Origin of the sequence: Clostridium ihumii AP5, from assembly GCF_000612845.1 — a bacterium.
GTDB lineage: Bacteria > Bacillota > Clostridia > Clostridiales > Clostridiaceae > Clostridium_J > Clostridium_J ihumii.
The window spans coordinates 53,495-73,371 of the sequence record NZ_CCAT010000004.1; the positions used below are offsets into that span (position 1 = coordinate 53,495).

A 19,877-nucleotide genomic window follows, 5' to 3' on the forward strand; every position below is an offset into this window, starting at 1 on the left:
TTTACTATTCACTCTTACTTTTTAATTGATTTCCAACATGATAATAGAATAAACTGTAAGATTAGTAGTATCATTTGATAAAGAGATTATTTTGAATTTCAGCTTGAAACCATATATAGGATTTCAAGCTGAAAATGAAATTATTCAAATATTAAATGAGAATAGTAGTATTCCAAGAAACACAAATTATTTAAAACGTTATTCATAAAAATTTCAAAGAAACTCTAATTTAAATAATTCCTGTTCCTTGATGAAAGAAAAAAGCTTTTCAATTGATAAATATATTATTTTAAATTTGAACTTGGAACCCTATAGTTGATATGTTATATTTTCATTCTTATGTTAAAATACTAATATATTTCAGAAAAATTTGTAAATTAATTTTAGGAGGTTTTTATTATGAATTTAACTTGGCTTGGTCATGCATCATTTTTAATTGAAGATAATAATGGGATTAAAATAGTTACTGATCCATTTGACGAAACTGTCGGATATCCATTATTTCGTGGTAATACTGACATTGTAACTATAAGTCATGAGCATTTTGATCATAATTATACAGCTTTACTACATGATGATGTTAAAATCCTTCGTAATGCAGAAGATTATCAAGAAAAGAACATAACAATTGAAAGTTTTCCATCTTTTCATGATGAAGTAAAAGGCGCTAAAAGAGGCCCAAACACTATTTTTAAGTTCAATTTTGGAAATATTAAAATATGTCACCTTGGTGATTTAGGTCATATGCTTGATGATGAGGTTATTGATTTAATTGGAAATATAGATGTTCTTTTAATTCCTGTTGGTGGAAATTATACAATTGGTGGTGAAGAAGCTGCTCTGTTAGCCAAAAAAATTAATAGTAAAATAACTATACCCATGCATTATAAGACTCCTCAATTAACATTTGAACTTGATGGTGTAGAAACATTTTTAACTAACATGAAAACAGGTGAAAGAATTAATTCTAATTCTATAATGGTTGAAGACTTTATTGAAGCTGATAAGAATAAAGTTTTAATTTTAAATTCTATATAGTTAAAGATTAAACTGATTTATTTTTTTAATTTTAGATAGTGTATATAAAAAAATAGACCATATTATAATAAATATAATCTTATTATAATATGGTCTATTTTATTATTCATGTAACTTAAATTTTTTAGTAGCTTCTATAAATGATTCAAATATAAGTCTTTGCTTTTCTACTTTTTCAGCCATCATCTCTGGGTGCCATTGTGTTCCGACAACAAATCTATCATCTTTAATTTCTATGCCTTCAACTACACCATCAGTAGCTATTACTGTTGCTTCAAATTCTTCCGAAACATTTTTTATAACCTGGTGATGATATGAATTTATTTCTATAACTTCTTCATTAAATATTTTATACATCTTACTATGTTTTTTTATATTAGCTTTATGAACTGGATTATATTTAGGTGAATTATCTATTGAATGATTTATAATTTTAACATCATTCTTTGGAGTTATTTCAACTAAATCTTGATATAAATCACCACCCCCAGCCACATTTAATATCTGACATCCTCTACATATACCTAATGTTGGAATTCTTGTTTCATATATAATCTTTTTGGCAAGATATATTTCTTGTTCATCTCTTTCTGGACTAACTGCCCCTATTTTGAAACTTGGACTGTCACCATATCTTTTAGCCTCAACATCATATCCACCAGCAAAAATAATTCCATCAATCATTTCCAAATACCTATCAATATTTTCTTTAATACTTATTACAGGTATTATTATAGGCATTCCTCCTGCATTTTCTATAGCTGTTACATAATCATCTGTTATTACCTGCCAGTTGAAATTACTCCCAAATCCGTCATATAATTCAGTTATTCCATATACATAATCAGCACATATCCCAATAATAGGCTTCATATTTTTTCCCCCTGTTTTTTCATTACTTTATATTTTAAGTTAATTTAAACTCTATTATCTTATTGTTTTTTAAACTTTCCTTAACATCTATAATTCTTTGATTTCTAGATCCCCTATATTTTAAATCTTCATCTTTTTTTTCTATATCAAATTTTCCATCTACTAATACATCTATATTATTTATAAGCTTGTTCCATCCTGGGATTTTATCTGCATTTTCCATGATATATTCAAATTTATAACCTGTGTAACACCACACATTTTTGTTACATTTTTTACTTTCTTCAGCAATTTCAGCAAAAGCTTCGCCTTGTTCTAATGGATCTCCACCACTAAAAGTTACACCACTTATAAGTGGATTTCTTTTTATGTCATTAACTAATTCTTGAACTCTATAATCCTGACCTCCACCAAATCCATGTGTATGAGGATTAAAACAAGCCTTGCAATTATGTTTGCACCCTTGGGCAAATAATACTCTTCTAATTCCAGGTCCATTATTAAGACTCTCATGTATAATTCCTGCTAGATTTACTGTATCTTTCATACTAATAAGACACCTCTTTATTTATTTTATCTAAAATATATTATACACTATAGTTTTTCAAGCCTCAAAGTTAAAATAGTATATTTATAAATTGAAAAAATTTTTCTTTCATTAAAACAAGAATTTGCTTAAATAAGTATTTGTATGCTTAACCCACTCTTCCTATATTATACATATTGTAAAAATACCCATGTTTACTTATGAGCTGTTCAAAATCTCCTGTTTCTTCTATTGCCCCTTGTTTTAAAACTATTATTTCATCGTACATTCTTAATATCTCTTCATTAAATTTGTGAGTTATAACTATAGCTGTTTTTTCCTCCATTGATAATATAGTTTTTTCTATATCATAACTTGTTAGACTATCAAGTGCAGACGTTGCCTCATCTAAGTATATAATTGGTGTTTCTTTTAATATAGCTCTTGCTATTGCAAGCCTTTGCTTTTCTCCCCCTGAAAGTACTTTTCCATTCTCACCAACAGTACCTTTAAGACCACCATCTATTTTATTAACTACATTTTCTAAACCTGAAATTTTAATTGCTTCATTTACTTTTTTCTTATCATAGTCCTTAAACAAAGCTATATTTTCTTCTAATGTGCTATCAAATATGAAAACATTTTGATGTATCATTGATTCTAACTTATATAAAGATTTTGTGTTTATATTATTTATAATTTCATTATCCAAAATTACCTTCCCACTATATTCCTTATAATATTTTAATAGAATTTTTATTAAAGTACTTTTACCACATCCACTTTCCCCTACTATTGCGTATTTTTTTCCTTTTTCAAATATATAATTTATATTTTTTAAAACATTTTTACTTCCATCATAACTGAAAGTTAAGTTTTCAATTTGTATTTTATCCTCAAAAACATATTTGTCTTTACACTTTGTAGTGTCATCCTTTGCATTTATTATAGTCATTATTTTTTTAGATATATTTTTTAATGACTTAATATTATTTAAAATCTCTAAGATATTTCCTATAGGGTTTGCAACATTATTGCAAAGTTGAACACAAGCAAGCATTGTACTTACTGTAATATAATTTTTCATCGTAAAATATGCCCCTATAACAATTACTGCCCCAAAAATTCCCATTGATATAAATATACTTAAGCCTTCTATTATAGATTGCAAAACAGAAAATTTAAATTTTCTCATATTAACATCATTATTCCAAGCACTATATTCATTTAATATTTTTTCTTCTACATTAAAACTTTTTATTACATCAAACCCTAAAAATACATCCTTTACTTTAATAGTAAATTTTTCTAACGAATCTGAATATCTCATTTTAGAATTGCTTATTTTTTTTGAAAATAGTTTTGGCATAACGAATGATAAAACTCCAAATAATATTACAACAATAGTTATTTCTTTGCTAAGTATAAACATGCTTACTGTAGCCAATAAAAATCCCCATATAACCTTTATAATTTCAAATATATTATTAAAATAGTCATTTTCAATCATAGTCATATCATTTGATAAAATAGATATATACTTTCCACTATTAACTTCATTAAAATCAACTATATCCTTTTTTAATATTTTAGAGAATAAATCTTGTTTTAAATAATTCATTGATTTTTTTATATAATTAGCCTTTATAATTCCTTCAAGTACTCTAATTGCTGACATAGCCATTAAATACCCCCCAAATGTCAATACAATTACGCTGAACCTATTTACATATCCACTTGATATAATATCTAAAATGAATTTAAACATATATGCCATACCTACATTTATAGTTGAACTTAAAATTGAAATTATTACTGTACACATAAAGAAAAATTTGTTTTTAAATAAATATTTTCTCATAATACCCCCTAATATAAATCTAACTTATTATAAGATGATCATCTAATAACATTATATTCCAATATTAGATTTATGTCTATAATGTTTTTAGATGTTAGTCTTGTAATTATTAAAATTTAGTTCAAAAAAATAAAGGTTACAGAAAACTTAATTTCTACAACCTTCAAATACTTTTTTAATTATTTTATATTGAACTCTTCAATTAAAAAATTTATAAGTTCACTAAATTTATCTCTATTTAACTTGTAATACACTTTAACATCATCTTTGTTTAATGTAACAAGTTCATAAATAAGTAATTGTGACATGTGATGTGAAACTGTTGCTGTAGTTAAATTTAGTCTTTGCGCTATCTCACTCCCATACAATTGCTCATTGTTCAAAAGTCTAACTATATTAAATTTACTTTTATCTCCTAAAATTTTTAATATATTATTATACTTTTCAAGCTCTCCATCACCTTTTCTTTTTTTATAAATAACTTCTTCACTCATAAAACCTATTCCAATTTCCATACAATTTTCATCTATTTTGTATGATATAGAACAATAGTTTATAAACATTGGATAAACTATGACTTTATCAAATTTCTCACAATCTTCAATTATGTTAAAATTATTTATATAATTTATGCCTTGTTTATTTAATTTATCTTCTAATTGATTTTTATATTTTTCTTTTAACTGTTGAACTTTTTTTTCATTACTTTCATAAATGGGAATATATTCTCTTATAATATTACATAATCGTTCTACATATACACTCACAGAGTTTGAAAATAACACCAAATTCCATTTTTGCTCTGATGTACATTCCAAACTTTCTATAAATTTTATTTTAGTTTCACTAGAACTTAATACATCTTCAACTTTTATATTTTTCCCTTGTAACTCTACTAAATCCTTAAACACATTTTCTAATATATTTTCAGTGTTTTTGTTATTTATCTCATCAATTTTTTCTTTCAAACCATTACTTTTAAAATCAATATCTAATATAGCTATCCCTATGGAAAATGGATTCGTTTCATTTTCATACTGCTTAAAAAAGAAATTTAAATCTTCTTCATTTATTTTATGTTGTTTGGATAACTTATCTATAAACCTAAAAACATCTTTATTCTTTTCTATTTGAAAAGTTTTGTTTATATTATTAATTACACTTTCAGTGTTAGCAATTACATGTAAGCTAAACAATAGTTCTCTAAATTCATCATAACTATTATTAAATAATAATTCCATATTTAATCTCCTATAAATACTCTTTTTTATATTATTATAACACCTATAACAGTACTTCTTAACAAGAAAAGCCAAGGATACCCTTGGCTTTAATTTGTTCTATTTCATTTCATATATTTTTTTATGGTTTTGTGTATGAGAAAGTCTATCTTCTCTTTCATGATATTTTCCTGGACCAAATCTCTCATCTAAGCTTAAATATCCTGTTACTCTTGATACACCTTGTATATTAGTGCTGCCACAAGTCGGACATTCAAATTTATCTGGTTTTAAATATGTTCCACATTCTCTACAGTATTTTATATGAAAGTTTATTCCTATATAGCTTATATTACTATTTTCATATGCATATTTTATTATATCTCTAACTATTTCTGGTGATGGATAGTCATCTACTTCTAAATAACTTATATGTCCTGAGTTACATAGTTTATGATATGGTGCTTCTGTTTGTATCTTATCACATATAGATATAGGATATGATACAGGTATATGGAAACTATTAGTGTAGTATTCTTTATCTGTTACACCTTTAATTTCTCCAAACACTTTTTTATCTTGTACTATAAACTTTCCACTTAGTCCTTCAGCTGGAGTTGCATAACATCCCCAGTTTAAACTGGTTTCTTTAGTTAATTTATCTGTAAAGTTTCTTATAAAACCTATTATTTCTATTCCTAACTTTCTTGACTCTTCACACTCACCATGATGTTTTCCAGTAAGTGCTATTAAAGTTTCTGCAAGACCTATAAATCCTATAGCATAACTACCTTGCTTTAGAATCGGCTCTATTGAATCCTCTGGTGATAATCCTTCTGATCCTTTTAATAAACCTTCGCCTGCAACAAAAGGTAAATCTTTTACTCTAAGATGTTTTAATACATTATATCTATGCATTAAAGATTCACTAGCTTGTTCTAACCTTGTTTCAAGTAATGTAAAGAATTTTTTAGTATCTCCTTTTGCAAGTATACCTACTCTTGGAAGATTTATAGTTGTAGGTGCTATATTTCCTCTTCCCTTTGTTCCTGGTTCACCATTGCAATTACTCATAAGATAAGTTCTACACCCCATAGTTGCTGGCATATACCCCTTATCGTAGTATTCCTTATTAAAATCTGCATCTATATTCATAAATGTAGGATTCATTCTTTTACTTGCTACTCTACATGCAAGTTCAAATAAATAATAATATGGATCATTAGGTTCCTTATTTATGCCTTCTTTTACTCTAAATATAATATTAGGGAATATTGGCTGTTCACCTCTACCTAATCCCTTTTCATACTCAATTAAAAACTTTTCACAAATAAGTGCTCCATCTTTATTGTTAGGTATCCCTATATTTATAGAAGAAAATGGAACTTGAGAACCTGCTCTACTATGCATTGTGTTTAAATTATAAACTATTCCTTGCATTGATTGCTCTATAGTTCTATTTAATTTTTTCTCAACGGCATCTTCAATTTTTTCTTCTGCTATTCCTAATTCTCTAAATTCATCTCTTAATTGATTTCTTGTTGGCTCTATAAATACAGCTAAATCGTTGTCAAAATCCGGATGTGACTGTCCACCAAACATATCATTTTGTGTAGACTGAAGTAATATGCATGAAAGCTCTGCTGCTGAATCTATACGCTTCGCTTTTCTTAAATATCCGTATCCAGTGTTGAAACCTCTTTCTAAAACCTCTTTGGTTGGTATATGTAAGCAATTAATTGTAAGGTTGTAGCTATCTAAGTCATGATAATATAAGTCTCCATTTTCATGTGCTTTAGATAAATGTTTAGGCATAGTAGATAAATTAAACCATTTGTTAGATTCACTTGCTATTCTTAATAACTTTGAACTAAAATTATTTCCTACATTGGCATTATCTCTATCTGTTTCTACACCAATTTTTTCTATAGCCTTCATTAAATCTGACTTAATTTCTCTTAGCCTAGTTCTTTCTTTTCTATAATTAGCATAAGCTATACCAATTGGCTTATGACCATTTTCTAATAAAGTTTCCTGTACAATGTTTTGTACTTCTTCTACCGTTATTTCCTCTACATTTAATTTCTCAATTCTTTTTATAATCTTTTGAGTTAGTTCTATTTTTTCACTTTCAAGTAGTTCATATGATATTTCGTCTGCTGATCCTCTAATAGCATTAGTTATTTTTATAGAATCAAACTCAACTTTTCTACCATCTCTTTTAACAACATATAGCATAAACTCCCCCCTAAAAACACGACATATTGCACTCGGTCTATTATACTCTAGGAAAAAAATTATATCAATTAATAAATTATTTCAGAAAGATGATATAAAACTTATTTATCACCTTTTAACATATGATTATTACATTTTTCATTTATTAGCTTAAATTGACACTTCTGCTTTTTTGTATTTCTTAAAAAAATCCAATAAAAATATAGTATATTAAATATTTTAAATTTATACTTTTATAATATTTATATGCGTTTTTCAACTTTTTATTAAAATATATCTTATTCTATTTTGAAAATTTATAGTATAAATTTTTTAAAATAGAAAAAGATATAAATATGACAAATTTTAAATTATATTTTAAGAGGAGGTGAACTGTTGCAACAAATATATAAATTTCTAGTAATTTCTCATACAGGTCTTATTTTGAAAATGTACTACATAGTTTCTATTTAAAGTTTTTAAAGTTTAATAATTTTAAAAATTGGCATAATTCTCTAAGTAGTTTTATAGCAGAAAGCAGATTGAACAAGAAATTAAAAATTTTATAGATTTTTATAGATTTTAGCAACAGAATTTTCATGAAAACAGGTACAGTAAAATGGTTTAATGCAGAAAAAGGATTTGGTTTTTTATCAGTTGAAGGTGAAGAAGATGTTTTTGTACATTTCTCTGCAATTCAAAGTGATGGTTATAAAGCATTGGAAGAAGGTCAAAAAGTAGAATTTGAAGTTGTAGATGGAGAAAGAGGCCCTCAAGCTTCAAATGTTACAAAACTATAATCATTCATAATATGTATTAAATGCAAAATAGGAAGTTTATATTAAACTTCCTATTTTATATTTACTCGTTCTATTTACTATTCTTTTTTGTTTATACATTTCACTATCCGCTTTACTAATTAACACTTCTAAATCTAAATTTTCTTCACTCTTACCTACAATTTCATAAATACCATAACTAAAACTTAAATTATAATTACCTACACATATCTCTCCACATAATACTTCTATCTCTTTTATAATTTCCAAAGTTTTCTTTTTAGAGAACCCATTAAACATTATTAAAAACTCATCACCACCAAGTCTTCCATATATGCTTCTATCATCTAATCTATTCCTTAATATAGCTGCAAATCTTTTTAATATATCATCGCCCACCTTATGCCCATAATTATCATTTATATACTTAAATGAATTAATATCTATAAATACTAACGAACTAATATCATACGTTGTAAATTCATTTTCTAAATAATACTCCATGAGATACTTTAAGTAGCTTCTACTATATATAGACGTCAGACTATCAAATGTAGACTTATTTCTTAACTCGGATTGTATTGTTTGACTTTTTATAACTAACTTAAATTCATTCAATATGTATTTTAATATATGTATATCATCATTTGTAAAGTTTTTATTTGCATTTGTATTATCTAAATTAATAACACCTACTAATTTTTCATCTATATAAATAGGTGCGCACACCACACTAACAATATCACTAGATATTTTATATAGCTCTGAATATTTGTCTCTTATAACCTCTTTTGTCTCTATTATTGCAATATCACTTAATTTATTTTTTCTGTATAAGAATATATTTTCCTTTGGAATTCTCTTTTTTTCTAGTTCCTTACTATAACCACAAACCGAAATAAATTCAAACTCATTTTCATTTTCACAATATTTTAAAAAACTTCCTTTTGATGCTATTGGAACTAAGTTTAAAGCATAATCTAAAATCACTTTAAATGCTTCGCTTTCCTCTTTTACATCTATAATTTTTTCACTTGCTTCATATATAAATTTTCGTACTCTTTTTACTTTCTTTAGTTCTTGTTTAGCTTTTAACACCATGATTAATTGTATTATTATAATAGCTATTAAAATTTCTATTATAAATATTTCTACTTTAGGCACCCCTATTTACCTCCACACTACGTTAAAACTATACTTTAATTTTTTGTCTACCTATCCTAAGTACGTATAGTACTATTTTTACACTTTTTTTATGAAATATTTATTAATATTTCACTTTAACATTATACTACATACATTCACCATTTAAATATCATAATTATTACATTTTATTCATAAATATGTATTTATTTTGTATATGAATTAATTTATTTTTTATGTACTTAACTTTGTAGAATAGTTATTTTCAACATGGCGATACTATATATTATATATGGTTACAATTTATTATATTTAACTTTTTTGTTTTGTATCCATATAATTATATTTTTAAAGAAAGGTGGTGTACCGTTTCTAGATTTGTTTTTACTATATTCTATTAACGGTAAAACTTTGTTTGGATTGATAGTCGATTTAAATGAAACAGATGCTTTTGTTGAGGTTTGTGATGGTATGATAATAAATACTTCAATAAATAATTTGCCTAAACATTCTTCCGTTGGAGATAAAGTTAAACTTCCTTCCTCTTCAAAAGATATTCTCTATAACAATTCTAATTTAATATAAAAAATAAAATCTCTCAATAATATTATTGAGAGATTTTTCTTTTAAAAATCATCTGGCTTTTCAGTTAAAACTTTAAAATTCCAATCGCCTTTTTCATAAGTATTAAAAATGTATAAGTTAACTTTCTTATTTTCTTTTTCTTCTTCAAAAGTTATAGTTGCCTTATACCTATTTGATAAATATCCTTCGGTGTGGATTGACATAATTATATCAAACTTATCTTTGTTTTCATCATTTATAATTTGCACATTTTTTTCTTTGTTAAGTTTATTTTCAAAATTCATTACATCTGTAGATAAAATAAACTTTGCCATTTCTAAATCTTTATCAAGGTCTATACCTATACTTAGTTCATTATCTGTATTACTTCTATACTGACTTATAGCTTTAATTATTGTATCATAATAAACTATTTGAAAATCTATAGGTTTTCTTATATTCCAAAAGTTTTTTATAATGTCGTTATCAAGTCTTTTTGAAATTATGTAACCTTTTTCTCCATCATAAAAATTAGCTCCATCTGAAGGATCTAATCCTGCAATATAACTGAACTTATGTATGTTATCTTCCCCTTCATAGATTTCAAATATATAGTCTGCTTCTAACTTACTCTCTTTATCTACCTCTTTAGCCTTAGATAATATTTTATATATATTATCTATTACACCTGTATCAGTAACCGTAAACTTATAACTTTTATCCCTTGTGCTTTGTATTGATATCTTAGTTATATTACTTTCTTTCATATAACTGAATGGTTTTTCTGCCTTTTTAGAATTACAACCAGTAAGTCCTAAAATGACTAAAAGTAAACTTGCTAAACATATATATTTCTTAAAATTTTTCACTTAATTCCTCCACAATATTAATATATATTCATATATATTAATTAATTAAGAGAGAAGCAACTGCCTCTCTCTTATTAATTTATATTTACAATTATAATACTTGTAGAAAGCTAAATCAAATATTAATTACTTACAAAAGTTTCGAGAATATTTTCTAGTAAAATAGGTGTATTTTCTTTGTAATTTTTGCCTTCTATATAAAATCGTGCAACTACATTGTTTTTTCCTACTTTAAATACATAATCATATTTTTTATAGTTCTTTCCATTCATTTTTTTCATTTCATACTTTGTAAGGTATCCATTGTTATCACCTATTTTTTTACTTTCAGTTTTATATTGTTTTATTCCAATTTTTTCTATAGATTGTTCATTTTCTTTAACTATATCTTTTGTATCCTTGTTATTCCAAACTTCAACATTACCTTTTACAAGTCCGTCAGTTGATATAAATTCACTACAATATGCGATATTCTTATTAGCTACACTAATTTTACTATTTATCCATTCACTAGGTAATCCATAATCTATACAGTTTTCAACCTTGTACATTTTAAATGTAGATATATTATTTTGTGTCAATGTCGTTGCTTTCAATTTATCTTCAAAGTAATTTCCAAAACCAATAATTACAAGCATTAAACCAATCATTATTATAGCTAGTCCAGTTTTCCTTCCATCATTTCCCCTAAAACTCATTAGAAGTTCCTCCTAAAATTATTTATATTACAATATATGTATATAACTAGTAAATTATTAAGCTATTTATAATTTTATTTTCTTTGATTAAATAAAAATGAAGGGTTTTTTTACCCCTCATTATTCATATTTAAATTTATTTTTTTACAGGAACTACTACTGTTGAATTTTTAAAATCATAGAACATTAGCCAATATCCGTAATCTGTATTTTCTTTATTAGGCATCCATGTCACAAATCCAGTTTTTCCGCCATAAGGTTGTTCCTCTTCTGACTTGTTTCCCGGAATTGCATATACTATATATTTCAAATTTCCATCTTTATCATGTTTATGTCCTATCATGCAGTGCTTATATTTAGATATATATGGATAATAGCAAATCATTGGATAGTATATTACTGTGTATTTTTTATAGTCATTCATGCAATACATATCTTCCAATTGATATATTTTTACTTTATACCACTTACAATTTTTTATATCATTATATCCTTCTACTTCTTCAAAATCTTTTACTATTTCCTTGAAGAACTTATTCATAGCATTTTTATTTTCTATTATGTTATCTTCATATTTAAAATCTATTTCAAATTCTTTTTTCTCCTTCTTTTCTTTATCTTTGCATTCATAGCATTCTTCATACTCTAGTTTATCCTTTTCCTCTTTTTTGTGCTCCTTTTCTTTCTTTTCATGTTCATCACATTCTTCATCATTTTTTTTCTTTTCTTTTTTCTCCTTTTTATCCTTATGCTTTTCCTCATCACATTCATTACATTCATCACAATTACAATATTCTTTATCTGATTCTTTACTTTTCTTCTTGTGCCTTAATAAATCCTCCAACTCTTCTTCTGTTAATTCTATTGAACCATTCTTTATATTTTCATAAACATTCTCTATGGATATTTTTTCATCTTGTTGACTTTCTACAACGTCATTTCTATCTTCGATATCCGAATTTTCCAACTCTTTCTCTTCGTTAAAATTTTCATTTAAAGTAGTTTCCTTAACACTTTCTTTTCTTATTTTACTTGCATCTGCCTTTGAATCTTGTATTTTCTGCTCTTCTATTTTTTTATCCTCTATTTTTTTTTCGTACTCATCAAATTTAACTTCGTTAATCTCTCTAACTAAGTTTTGTTCAGTAATTACTTCATATTTTCTCCATTCATTTGATACATCAGGAGTAATAAATCCATTCATTATACATTTTACATTTTTGCCATTCATGGCTATTATTGCTGAACCACTTATACTCTCAACATTGATGCCTACATTTCCTATGTTATTACCATCATATTCACATACAATATCTGCTCTTCCATGTTCATCTATGTTCATCTTGCTCAACTTAATTATATTTTTTATATCTTTCTTGTCACATATAAGAGCCATATAGTAACTGGTATCGCTTTTCTTTAGATTCTGAACATAATATGATAATTTACATTTATTATTTTTCACTTCTATTTTTGTGTATCCTGATGGTGCCTTATCTGATGATAATCCATGACCTTTTTCGTCTTCTTGCAAAATTATAAAAAATCTACTGTAACTTTTTTTAGATGCCACCCTTCGCTACCTCCATTTAATTTATACATTATAATATATGAGGTTGCATGGTAAAAGATGATAAATATATGATTATATGTAATAAAAACTATAAAGTACATATCTTTATGTATTCTATACTATTAGTTCACATTCATTATTAGGATTTCATATTTTCATTTCAAAATTGAATTTTTTTAAATATATTTACATATATACAAGTAGACATTGCTATGCTAATACCCTTACTTTCAAAATATCATATTCTAATACAATAAAAAAAGAGCTACCATTTAATAGTAACTCTATCTTTTTAAATCGTATATACAATCGCTTAACTTTCCAAACTCTTGTATTGTTAAAGTTTCGCCTCTTCTTTTCGGATCTATTTCTGCATATTCAAATGCTTTTTCTAATTTTTCTTTTTCTAATCCAATATTTTTCATTGCATTCCATAAAGTTTTTCTTCTCATATTGAATGAATTTCTAATTACTGAAAAAAATAATTTTTCATCTTTAACTTCGATTCTTGGTTTTTCTAACCTATCTAATCTTATAACAATAGATTCAACCTTAGGTGATGGAATAAAACATTTTGGTGAAACCTTTCTAACAATACTAGTATTACAATAGTATTGAACTAATAATGAAAAAGCACCATAATCTTTTGTACTTGGTTCTGCATCTATTCTTTCAGCAACCTCTTTTTGAATCATTATTGTTAATGATTTAAATTTATATCCACCATTTAATAAATTAGCTATTATAGGTGTTGTTACATAGTATGGCAAATTTGCTACTAATTTAACACTAGGTTCATCACCTATTAACTCATTATAATTTACCTTTAAGGCATCCTTATGTATTAATTCAAAATTTGAAAAATCTTTAAGTTCTTCTGAAAGTATTGGTATTAATCTATCGTCCAACTCTATACTTGTAACTTTTTTTGCCTTATTTAAAAGTTGAACTGTAAGTGTTCCTACTCCTGGTCCTATTTCTATTATGTAGTCCTCTTCACATACATTTGCACCTGCAACTATATCATCTAAAACAGTATCATCTATTAAGAAATTTTGCCCTAAACTTTTAGCAAATTTAAAATTATATTTATTTACTATATCTTTAGTAGTTATATTACTCATTATCCATCTCCTTATCTAGCTTTTCTATAGCTTTAACAAACTCATCTTTAGATATTCCGTAATTATTTAACCTTGTTACAAATTGAGTTGCATTGCAATATCCTATTCCTAACATATTACCTACAAATTCTCTTCTTTCTTTTGAGTTTCCATCACCAGTTAGTTTAAAGAAATACATATCTTGTATATCAAACTCTTTTCTTGGTTCTTTAATCTCACATTTAGCATTTTCTAAAGCTTTTATTATCGCTTCTGGACATGCATTTTCAACTCCAATATCATCACCTTTTGTTCCTTCTTTTTGACTAATATATGCATGTTTAATTCCTGGAACTCTTTTTGCTATTATTTTTCTTATTTTTTCTCCTGCGAAATCAGGATCTGTTAAAACTATAACTCCCTGTCTTTTTTGAGCTTCCTTTATTTTATTTATTACTTTTGCATTTATTCCAAATCCACTAACTGAGATAAGTTCTGCATCTACTGCTCTTTTAACTGCAGTTACATCATCCCTACCCTCTACAACTATTACCTCTTTAATCATATTTCCTCCAATTTTATAAACTTCTCTAAATTTATTCTAGGTATATGAATAAAAATAATTAGTCAATTTAACATAATAGATTTTGTAATACTATAGATTTCCATTTTCAATTAAAATTATTATTTAAAACAAAAATAACTTGATTTTGAATTTGTATTACATAACACTACACAAATTTATTTGTTAAATCGGCTTATTACTTTTTTGAATATGCCTTGTTATAATCCTTTTAATTTTCCTCCATTTATGTGTAAAATGTCAACTATTACTGACTATCTTATATTTAAGTTTTAACCTTTATTTAAATGTTATTCAACATTATACTCTGCATATGTTAAATTATTATTTCTTACAAAGAAAAAATAGGAGCAATGCTCCTATTTTAAAATATAAACCTTAACGTTTCGTCTACCCCAATTCATAGTTTCACCATATGAGTTAAAATATACATCAATTATATTTCCCTTAATAGCTCCACCAGTATCTTGTGCTATGGCATAACCATAACCTTCTATATATACTTTAGTTCCTAATGGTATAACTCTTGGATCAACAGCAATTGTACTGTAACCACCTTCATCACGTACACAAGCTGAACCTGATGCTGTTATTCCATTGTCGTTTCCCCTATCAGATGTATATGCAGTTGATTCCATAACCATCATCTCTGTATAGTAATCATCTGCACCACGTGAAGTTCTTAAAACACCTAGTGTTCCAACATCAATAATCTTCTTTATTGGTTGTTTTTTTACAGATTCTCCAACAACTTTTCGTGAAACTTCTTTTCCGTCTTCATACACAACCTCTGTTGTGATAACTTTTTCTCCTGATTGGCCTTCTTGAACTGTTTTCTCAGTTCCTTCTGGTAAGTCATTATTCTCTCTTTTTTCAATTACATATTCTAATGACTTTACCTCATTCTTAACTTCTTTATCTACTCTTGTTATATCAATTTTCATTCCACTTTGTAGAAGTTCAGATTTTCCTGGTGATACTTTGTCTAAATCATCTAATTTTATATCCTTTGAAGCTAATAAATTATCTATATTATCTTCTGCTGATTTAAACTTTAATACCTTACCATCAACATTCACTTCAACATCTACAGCTTTTTTTATATATATTTTGTCTCCATCTTTAACTTCACTGTCTAATGCTACAGATACCTTGTCAAATGATTCTACTTTTATTTCATTCTTATCTAATATTTTATTTAAATCATTTGATAATGTTGTTATTTGTACTTCCTGGCCATCAATAACTACCGCTATGGTTTTTCTCATATTTACTATAGTAATGCCCACTCCTAGTACTACTACTGTCGTAGCTACTGCTAGAGCTTTTTTCCAAGATTTAAAACTTTGTTTTAATCTGGCTATTTTCTTACTACTCATAAAAATACCTCCCTTAGACAAGAGTACCTCGAAATTATACCTAAGATTTGTCCAAGTGTCAAATTTAAGGTAACTCCGTATTGAATTGATTCTGTAAATATACACGTTGCTTGTAGAAAAATCTATATGCTAACTTCTTGTAAATCTAGACAAATCAATCCTCAAGGGTAGATCCGTAGAAGACCTCTTTTTAATTTTTTTTTGATGATGTTACATTAAATATATTTAGGTTTTGCATAAAATATTCCACTAAAACTACAATTGTTTTAAAATTTTTAAAATTTAAACTTTGTTTTTTCATTGGAAACGCTTCCAAATTTATTTTTAAATGCCCGTTTAAGGAATTATTTATGCATTATTTTGAGCTAAATTGTTTATACTTCAAACTTATTTTTAAGTATGCTTTTTTTTAAAATCTAAACTATTTTTTATTAAAAACACTAATCATTGCATTCACAAAATTAAAGTAATATTCTTACTTTTGGTATTATTAAAACTTTATCATCTTCCTTCTCTATATAGGGTTCCAAACTGAAATTTTAAATAATAGCTTTCTCAAAAAGAAAGCTATTAATCTTATAGTTTATTCTAGTATAATGTCTGGAACCAATTAACAGTTAGCAATTAACAATGATGGTTAACATTATTCTCATTTAATATTTAAATAACTGTCCATTGTCAATTTAAGAATATAAATTGAAACTTAGAATTAAAGTTCTCAATTAAAATATGAATAACTTAAAATTTAAACTTCTATTCCTATATATCAAACAATTTTTTAGTGTTTTGTAACGTTATATTTTCTACATCCTCTTTTGATATTCCTTTAATTTCCATAATTTTTTCTACGACAAAATTTATATAATCCGATTGATTTCTTTTACCTCTATATGGAGTGGGTGCCATATAAGGACAATCCGTCTCCAATAAAATTCTATCCATTTCTATTTCCTTAACAACCTCTTTTATAACTTTTGCATTTTTAAATGTTAGAACTCCACCAATACCTATATAATATCCCATTTTTACACACTCTTTAGCAAATTCTACACTTCCTGAAAAACAATGCACAACCCCTGTTACGTCTTTAAATTCTTTCATTATTTCTAATGTATCTTTGTGTGCATCTCTATCATGTATTATTACTGGCAACTTAAGTTCTCTCGCTAAATTCATTTGCATTCTAAAAGCCTCTTTTTGAATTTCTTTACTAGGATTTTCATCCCAATAATAATCTAATCCAATTTCACCTATTGCTTTTATTTTATTATTCTCATTATAATATTTTTTGAATTCATCCATAAGCTCTTTGTTTACAATTTCACAATCTGATGGATGTATACCAATTGCAGCATATATGAAATCATATTTATTTGCAAGATTTATTGAATCTTTTACTCCATCTAAATCTGCACCACAATTCAGTACCCCTATAACTCCATTTTCTTGTATATTTTTCAAAATAACTTCTCTATCTTCATTAAAACTCTCATCATCATAATGTGCATGTGAATCAAATATCATAAAATTCCCCTCCAACTATATCAATTTCCAATATAATCCTTTAGTTTGTAATCTATTATTAATTTATAATTTAACTGCTACATTTATTTGTTATTTTACTGCTAAAAACAAATAAATTTTAAATTTATACTTTTATATTAAAGTGATCCCAAAATTGGTGACAATATCCCCATTAAACCACCCAATAATGCCCCAAGCCATGTTATTGCCCTTAATTCTTTACTCGCTATTTCAAGTATCAGTTTTTCTGCAAATTGAACATCAAAACTATTGATTTTATCTTCAATTATTTTATCAACTTTAAATTTGTCAATAATTTCTTTTCCATTATTCTTCATAAACTTATTATAAAATTCTATTACTAAATTTGATATTTTTTCTATTCTATTATCAGTAGTATTAACTAATAAAGATGCTACTTCCTTATCTATTATTTTTTCTATGGTATCATTTATAACTTCACTTATAACTTGTGTTGTTTTTTCACTTTCTGAAACTTTATTTACCACTTTATTGATTACACTCATTAATAGACTTTCATAATCTATATTAAATTTATTAAATAATTCAAATAAATCCTTAGATTTTAGTAACTCTCCTTCTAAAGTACTTTCCATTAGATTTTCAATTTCATTTGGTGATACTTGTAATACTATTAAATTCACTAAACTTTCAATACATTCTTCTCTTGTATCTAATGCTATGTTTTCTAAAATTTCTTTAACATTTCTATTCATAAAATTGTCTATTGCTTCATTGACTAAAACAACTATTTCATCAACATTCTCTTCCTTAGTTAATAATTCATCAGCCTTTGACACTATTTTATTATATATAAGATCTCCCTTAATAAACATTGCAATCATAGGACTTAATCCCGCTATAGTCTCATTTGTTATTTCTTTTATCTTTATCTCTGCTTTTTCACTTTTTAACACAGAATTTAAATACTCTGATATTTCATATTTATTTTGACATACATATGTCTTTATAGCCTTTGTAACATTATCCGGAACTACTTCAAATAGTTTTTTATCACTACTTGCAACTGACTCTATTTTATTTGTTATAAAGCCTTTTATTTTTAATTTAATATCATCACTTTTTAAATAATCTTTTCCATAAGTCTTCAAGCTATCTTTTATATTACTATATAAATCTGAATTTGCAATTGCACTAGTTTTCAGATTACATGATTCTTTACAATTTCTATAAACCATGTTAGAAAAATTGCATTTGAATTCCTCTGAGAGTACATTTTTCACTACTAAATTTGTTGATTTTTCTTTAATATTATTTATAAAATTTTCATATTCATTGCCAAATGTATTTTCTAATACATCTTTCACTTTTTTATTTGAAGTCATTAATTTTTCAATTTTATCAAATGTGTAATTTTTAATAGAATTGTTTACACTCTCATTACATAAGGATTCCATTATAGTATTTGTGTCTAATAAATGTTCTCCAACAGCACTTCCTACACTTTTTGCTATTCTCTTCTTTTCCTTTGGTATTAAACCAGGTGTAAATGGAATTTTAACACCTAAAAATTTAACTTCATTATATGGTCTAAATAACATTTTTATTGCTAACCAGTTGGTTAAATATCCTATAATAGCACCTATAATGATACCAATTAAATATTTCATTTCTAAAACCTCCAAAATTTAAAATACAAGTATATAAGCTTTTTTAATTAAATTTTCGGCTTATCTCCCTATAAATATGTATATTTTTCTTATTTATTATACTTGCTAATGATATTTTACTACAATAAGTAAAATATTTTCCATTTATTTATTAATAAAAATTTTAATACATTTTATTTTTAAATATAAGTTTTATATTTACTTAAAAATAATTTTAATCTAGAAAATATTTTTGAATTATTTTATTATAATTTTATTATCCACAAAATTTTTAT

17 protein-coding genes are annotated in these 19,877 nt (G+C 25.8%); 3 read left to right on the forward strand and 14 right to left on the reverse strand.

Annotated features, from left to right (window positions below; translation table 11 throughout):
- Positions 1-399 precede the first annotated feature (399 nt).
- Positions 400-1,038 (forward strand): MBL fold metallo-hydrolase, encoded by a 639-nt coding sequence (locus BN346_RS00800; RefSeq protein ID WP_034438298.1) that lies wholly within the window; start codon positions 400-402, stop codon positions 1,036-1,038.
- Between the two features lie 102 nt (positions 1,039-1,140).
- Here the strand turns inward: BN346_RS00800 and BN346_RS00805 are convergent, their stop codons facing one another.
- The 5 genes from BN346_RS00805 to nrdD all read right to left on the reverse strand — a co-directional run bounded on the left by BN346_RS00805 (position 1,141) and on the right by nrdD (position 7,756).
- Positions 1,141-1,911, reverse strand: coding sequence for a gamma-glutamyl-gamma-aminobutyrate hydrolase family protein (locus BN346_RS00805; protein ID WP_034438300.1), 771 nt, complete (start codon positions 1,909-1,911; stop codon positions 1,141-1,143).
- Positions 1,912-1,945: 34 nt separating this feature from the next.
- A complete protein-coding gene (gene nrdG / locus BN346_RS00810; protein ID WP_034438302.1) occupies positions 1,946-2,458 on the reverse strand; it encodes an anaerobic ribonucleoside-triphosphate reductase activating protein in 513 nt (170 codons plus the stop codon).
- A gap of 148 nt (positions 2,459-2,606) precedes the next feature.
- On the reverse strand, positions 2,607-4,298 hold the full coding sequence (locus BN346_RS00815) for an ABC transporter ATP-binding protein (protein WP_051539820.1): 1,692 nt from the start codon (positions 4,296-4,298) through the stop codon (positions 2,607-2,609).
- A 179-nt stretch (positions 4,299-4,477) separates the two neighbouring features.
- The gene (locus tag BN346_RS00820; protein ID WP_034438304.1) at positions 4,478-5,539 is read right to left on the reverse strand and encodes an ArsR/SmtB family transcription factor; all 1,062 of its coding nucleotides are present in this window, start codon (positions 5,537-5,539) and stop codon (positions 4,478-4,480) included.
- Positions 5,540-5,638: 99 nt separating this feature from the next.
- On the reverse strand, positions 5,639-7,756 hold the full coding sequence (gene nrdD / locus BN346_RS00825) for an anaerobic ribonucleoside-triphosphate reductase (RefSeq protein WP_034438306.1): 2,118 nt from the start codon (positions 7,754-7,756) through the stop codon (positions 5,639-5,641).
- Between the two features lie 578 nt (positions 7,757-8,334).
- Between nrdD and BN346_RS00830 the strand changes: the two genes are divergently transcribed.
- Positions 8,335-8,535 carry a cold-shock protein gene (locus tag BN346_RS00830; protein ID WP_034438308.1) on the forward strand — a complete coding sequence of 67 codons (201 nt, stop codon included), beginning with the start codon at positions 8,335-8,337 and terminating at the stop codon, positions 8,533-8,535.
- A gap of 36 nt (positions 8,536-8,571) precedes the next feature.
- Here the strand turns inward: BN346_RS00830 and BN346_RS00835 are convergent, their stop codons facing one another.
- Entirely contained in the window at positions 8,572-9,678 is a 1,107-nt protein-coding gene (locus BN346_RS00835; RefSeq protein WP_034438310.1) for a sensor domain-containing diguanylate cyclase, read from the reverse strand.
- A 390-nt stretch (positions 9,679-10,068) separates the two neighbouring features.
- Here BN346_RS00835 and BN346_RS21865 point away from each other — a divergent pair, with 390 nt between their 5' ends.
- On the forward strand, positions 10,069-10,242 hold the full coding sequence (locus BN346_RS21865) for a hypothetical protein (RefSeq protein WP_187372116.1): 174 nt from the start codon (positions 10,069-10,071) through the stop codon (positions 10,240-10,242).
- A 41-nt stretch (positions 10,243-10,283) separates the two neighbouring features.
- Here BN346_RS21865 and BN346_RS00845 read toward each other — a convergent pair whose 3' ends face one another.
- The 8 genes from BN346_RS00845 to BN346_RS00880 form a co-directional block, all read right to left on the reverse strand.
- The gene (locus tag BN346_RS00845; protein ID WP_034438315.1) at positions 10,284-11,090 is read right to left on the reverse strand and encodes a YhfM domain-containing protein; all 807 of its coding nucleotides are present in this window, start codon (positions 11,088-11,090) and stop codon (positions 10,284-10,286) included.
- A 122-nt stretch (positions 11,091-11,212) separates the two neighbouring features.
- Positions 11,213-11,788: a hypothetical protein gene (locus BN346_RS00850; RefSeq protein WP_034438316.1), complete on the reverse strand. Its 576-nt coding sequence runs from the start codon at positions 11,786-11,788 to the stop codon at positions 11,213-11,215.
- A 136-nt stretch (positions 11,789-11,924) separates the two neighbouring features.
- Positions 11,925-13,361, reverse strand: coding sequence for a DUF7922 domain-containing protein (locus BN346_RS00855; RefSeq protein ID WP_034438318.1), 1,437 nt, complete (start codon positions 13,359-13,361; stop codon positions 11,925-11,927).
- A gap of 284 nt (positions 13,362-13,645) precedes the next feature.
- Positions 13,646-14,485 (reverse strand): 16S rRNA (adenine(1518)-N(6)/adenine(1519)-N(6))-dimethyltransferase RsmA, encoded by an 840-nt coding sequence (gene rsmA / locus BN346_RS00860; protein ID WP_034438320.1) that lies wholly within the window; start codon positions 14,483-14,485, stop codon positions 13,646-13,648.
- Positions 14,478-15,029 (reverse strand): ribonuclease M5, encoded by a 552-nt coding sequence (gene rnmV, locus BN346_RS00865; protein WP_034438321.1) that lies wholly within the window; start codon positions 15,027-15,029, stop codon positions 14,478-14,480. The genes rsmA and rnmV overlap by 8 nt, the downstream gene beginning before the upstream one ends.
- Before the next feature lie 377 nt (positions 15,030-15,406).
- Entirely contained in the window at positions 15,407-16,426 is a 1,020-nt protein-coding gene (locus BN346_RS00870) for a 3D domain-containing protein (protein WP_034438323.1), read from the reverse strand.
- A 759-nt stretch (positions 16,427-17,185) separates the two neighbouring features.
- Positions 17,186-17,950, reverse strand: a complete 765-nt coding sequence (locus tag BN346_RS00875; protein WP_034438325.1) for a TatD family hydrolase — start codon at positions 17,948-17,950, stop codon at positions 17,186-17,188.
- Positions 17,951-18,087: 137 nt separating this feature from the next.
- Positions 18,088-19,602 carry a DUF445 family protein gene (locus BN346_RS00880; RefSeq protein ID WP_034438327.1) on the reverse strand — a complete coding sequence of 505 codons (1,515 nt, stop codon included), beginning with the start codon at positions 19,600-19,602 and terminating at the stop codon, positions 18,088-18,090.
- Positions 19,603-19,877 lie beyond the last annotated feature (275 nt).

Coding starts and splice junctions, on each gene's coding strand:
- rsmA (WP_034438320.1), bottom strand. CDS start 14,485: ATGAGTAATATAACTACTAAAGATATAGTAAATAAATATAATTTTAAA.
- BN346_RS00800 (WP_034438298.1), top strand. CDS start 400: ATGAATTTAACTTGGCTTGGTCATGCATCATTTTTAATTGAAGATAAT.
- BN346_RS00805 (WP_034438300.1), bottom strand. CDS start 1,911: ATGAAGCCTATTATTGGGATATGTGCTGATTATGTATATGGAATAACT.
- BN346_RS00880 (WP_034438327.1), bottom strand. CDS start 19,602: ATGAAATATTTAATTGGTATCATTATAGGTGCTATTATAGGATATTTA.
- rnmV (WP_034438321.1), bottom strand. CDS start 15,029: ATGATTAAAGAGGTAATAGTTGTAGAGGGTAGGGATGATGTAACTGCA.
- BN346_RS00830 (WP_034438308.1), top strand. CDS start 8,335: ATGAAAACAGGTACAGTAAAATGGTTTAATGCAGAAAAAGGATTTGGT.
- BN346_RS00870 (WP_034438323.1), bottom strand. CDS start 16,426: ATGAGTAGTAAGAAAATAGCCAGATTAAAACAAAGTTTTAAATCTTGG.
- nrdD (WP_034438306.1), bottom strand. CDS start 7,756: ATGCTATATGTTGTTAAAAGAGATGGTAGAAAAGTTGAGTTTGATTCT.
- nrdG (WP_034438302.1), bottom strand. CDS start 2,458: ATGAAAGATACAGTAAATCTAGCAGGAATTATACATGAGAGTCTTAAT.
- BN346_RS00850 (WP_034438316.1), bottom strand. CDS start 11,788: ATGAGTTTTAGGGGAAATGATGGAAGGAAAACTGGACTAGCTATAATA.
- BN346_RS00875 (WP_034438325.1), bottom strand. CDS start 17,950: ATGATATTTGATTCACATGCACATTATGATGATGAGAGTTTTAATGAA.
- BN346_RS00820 (WP_034438304.1), bottom strand. CDS start 5,539: ATGGAATTATTATTTAATAATAGTTATGATGAATTTAGAGAACTATTG.
- BN346_RS00815 (WP_051539820.1), bottom strand. CDS start 4,298: ATGAGAAAATATTTATTTAAAAACAAATTTTTCTTTATGTGTACAGTA.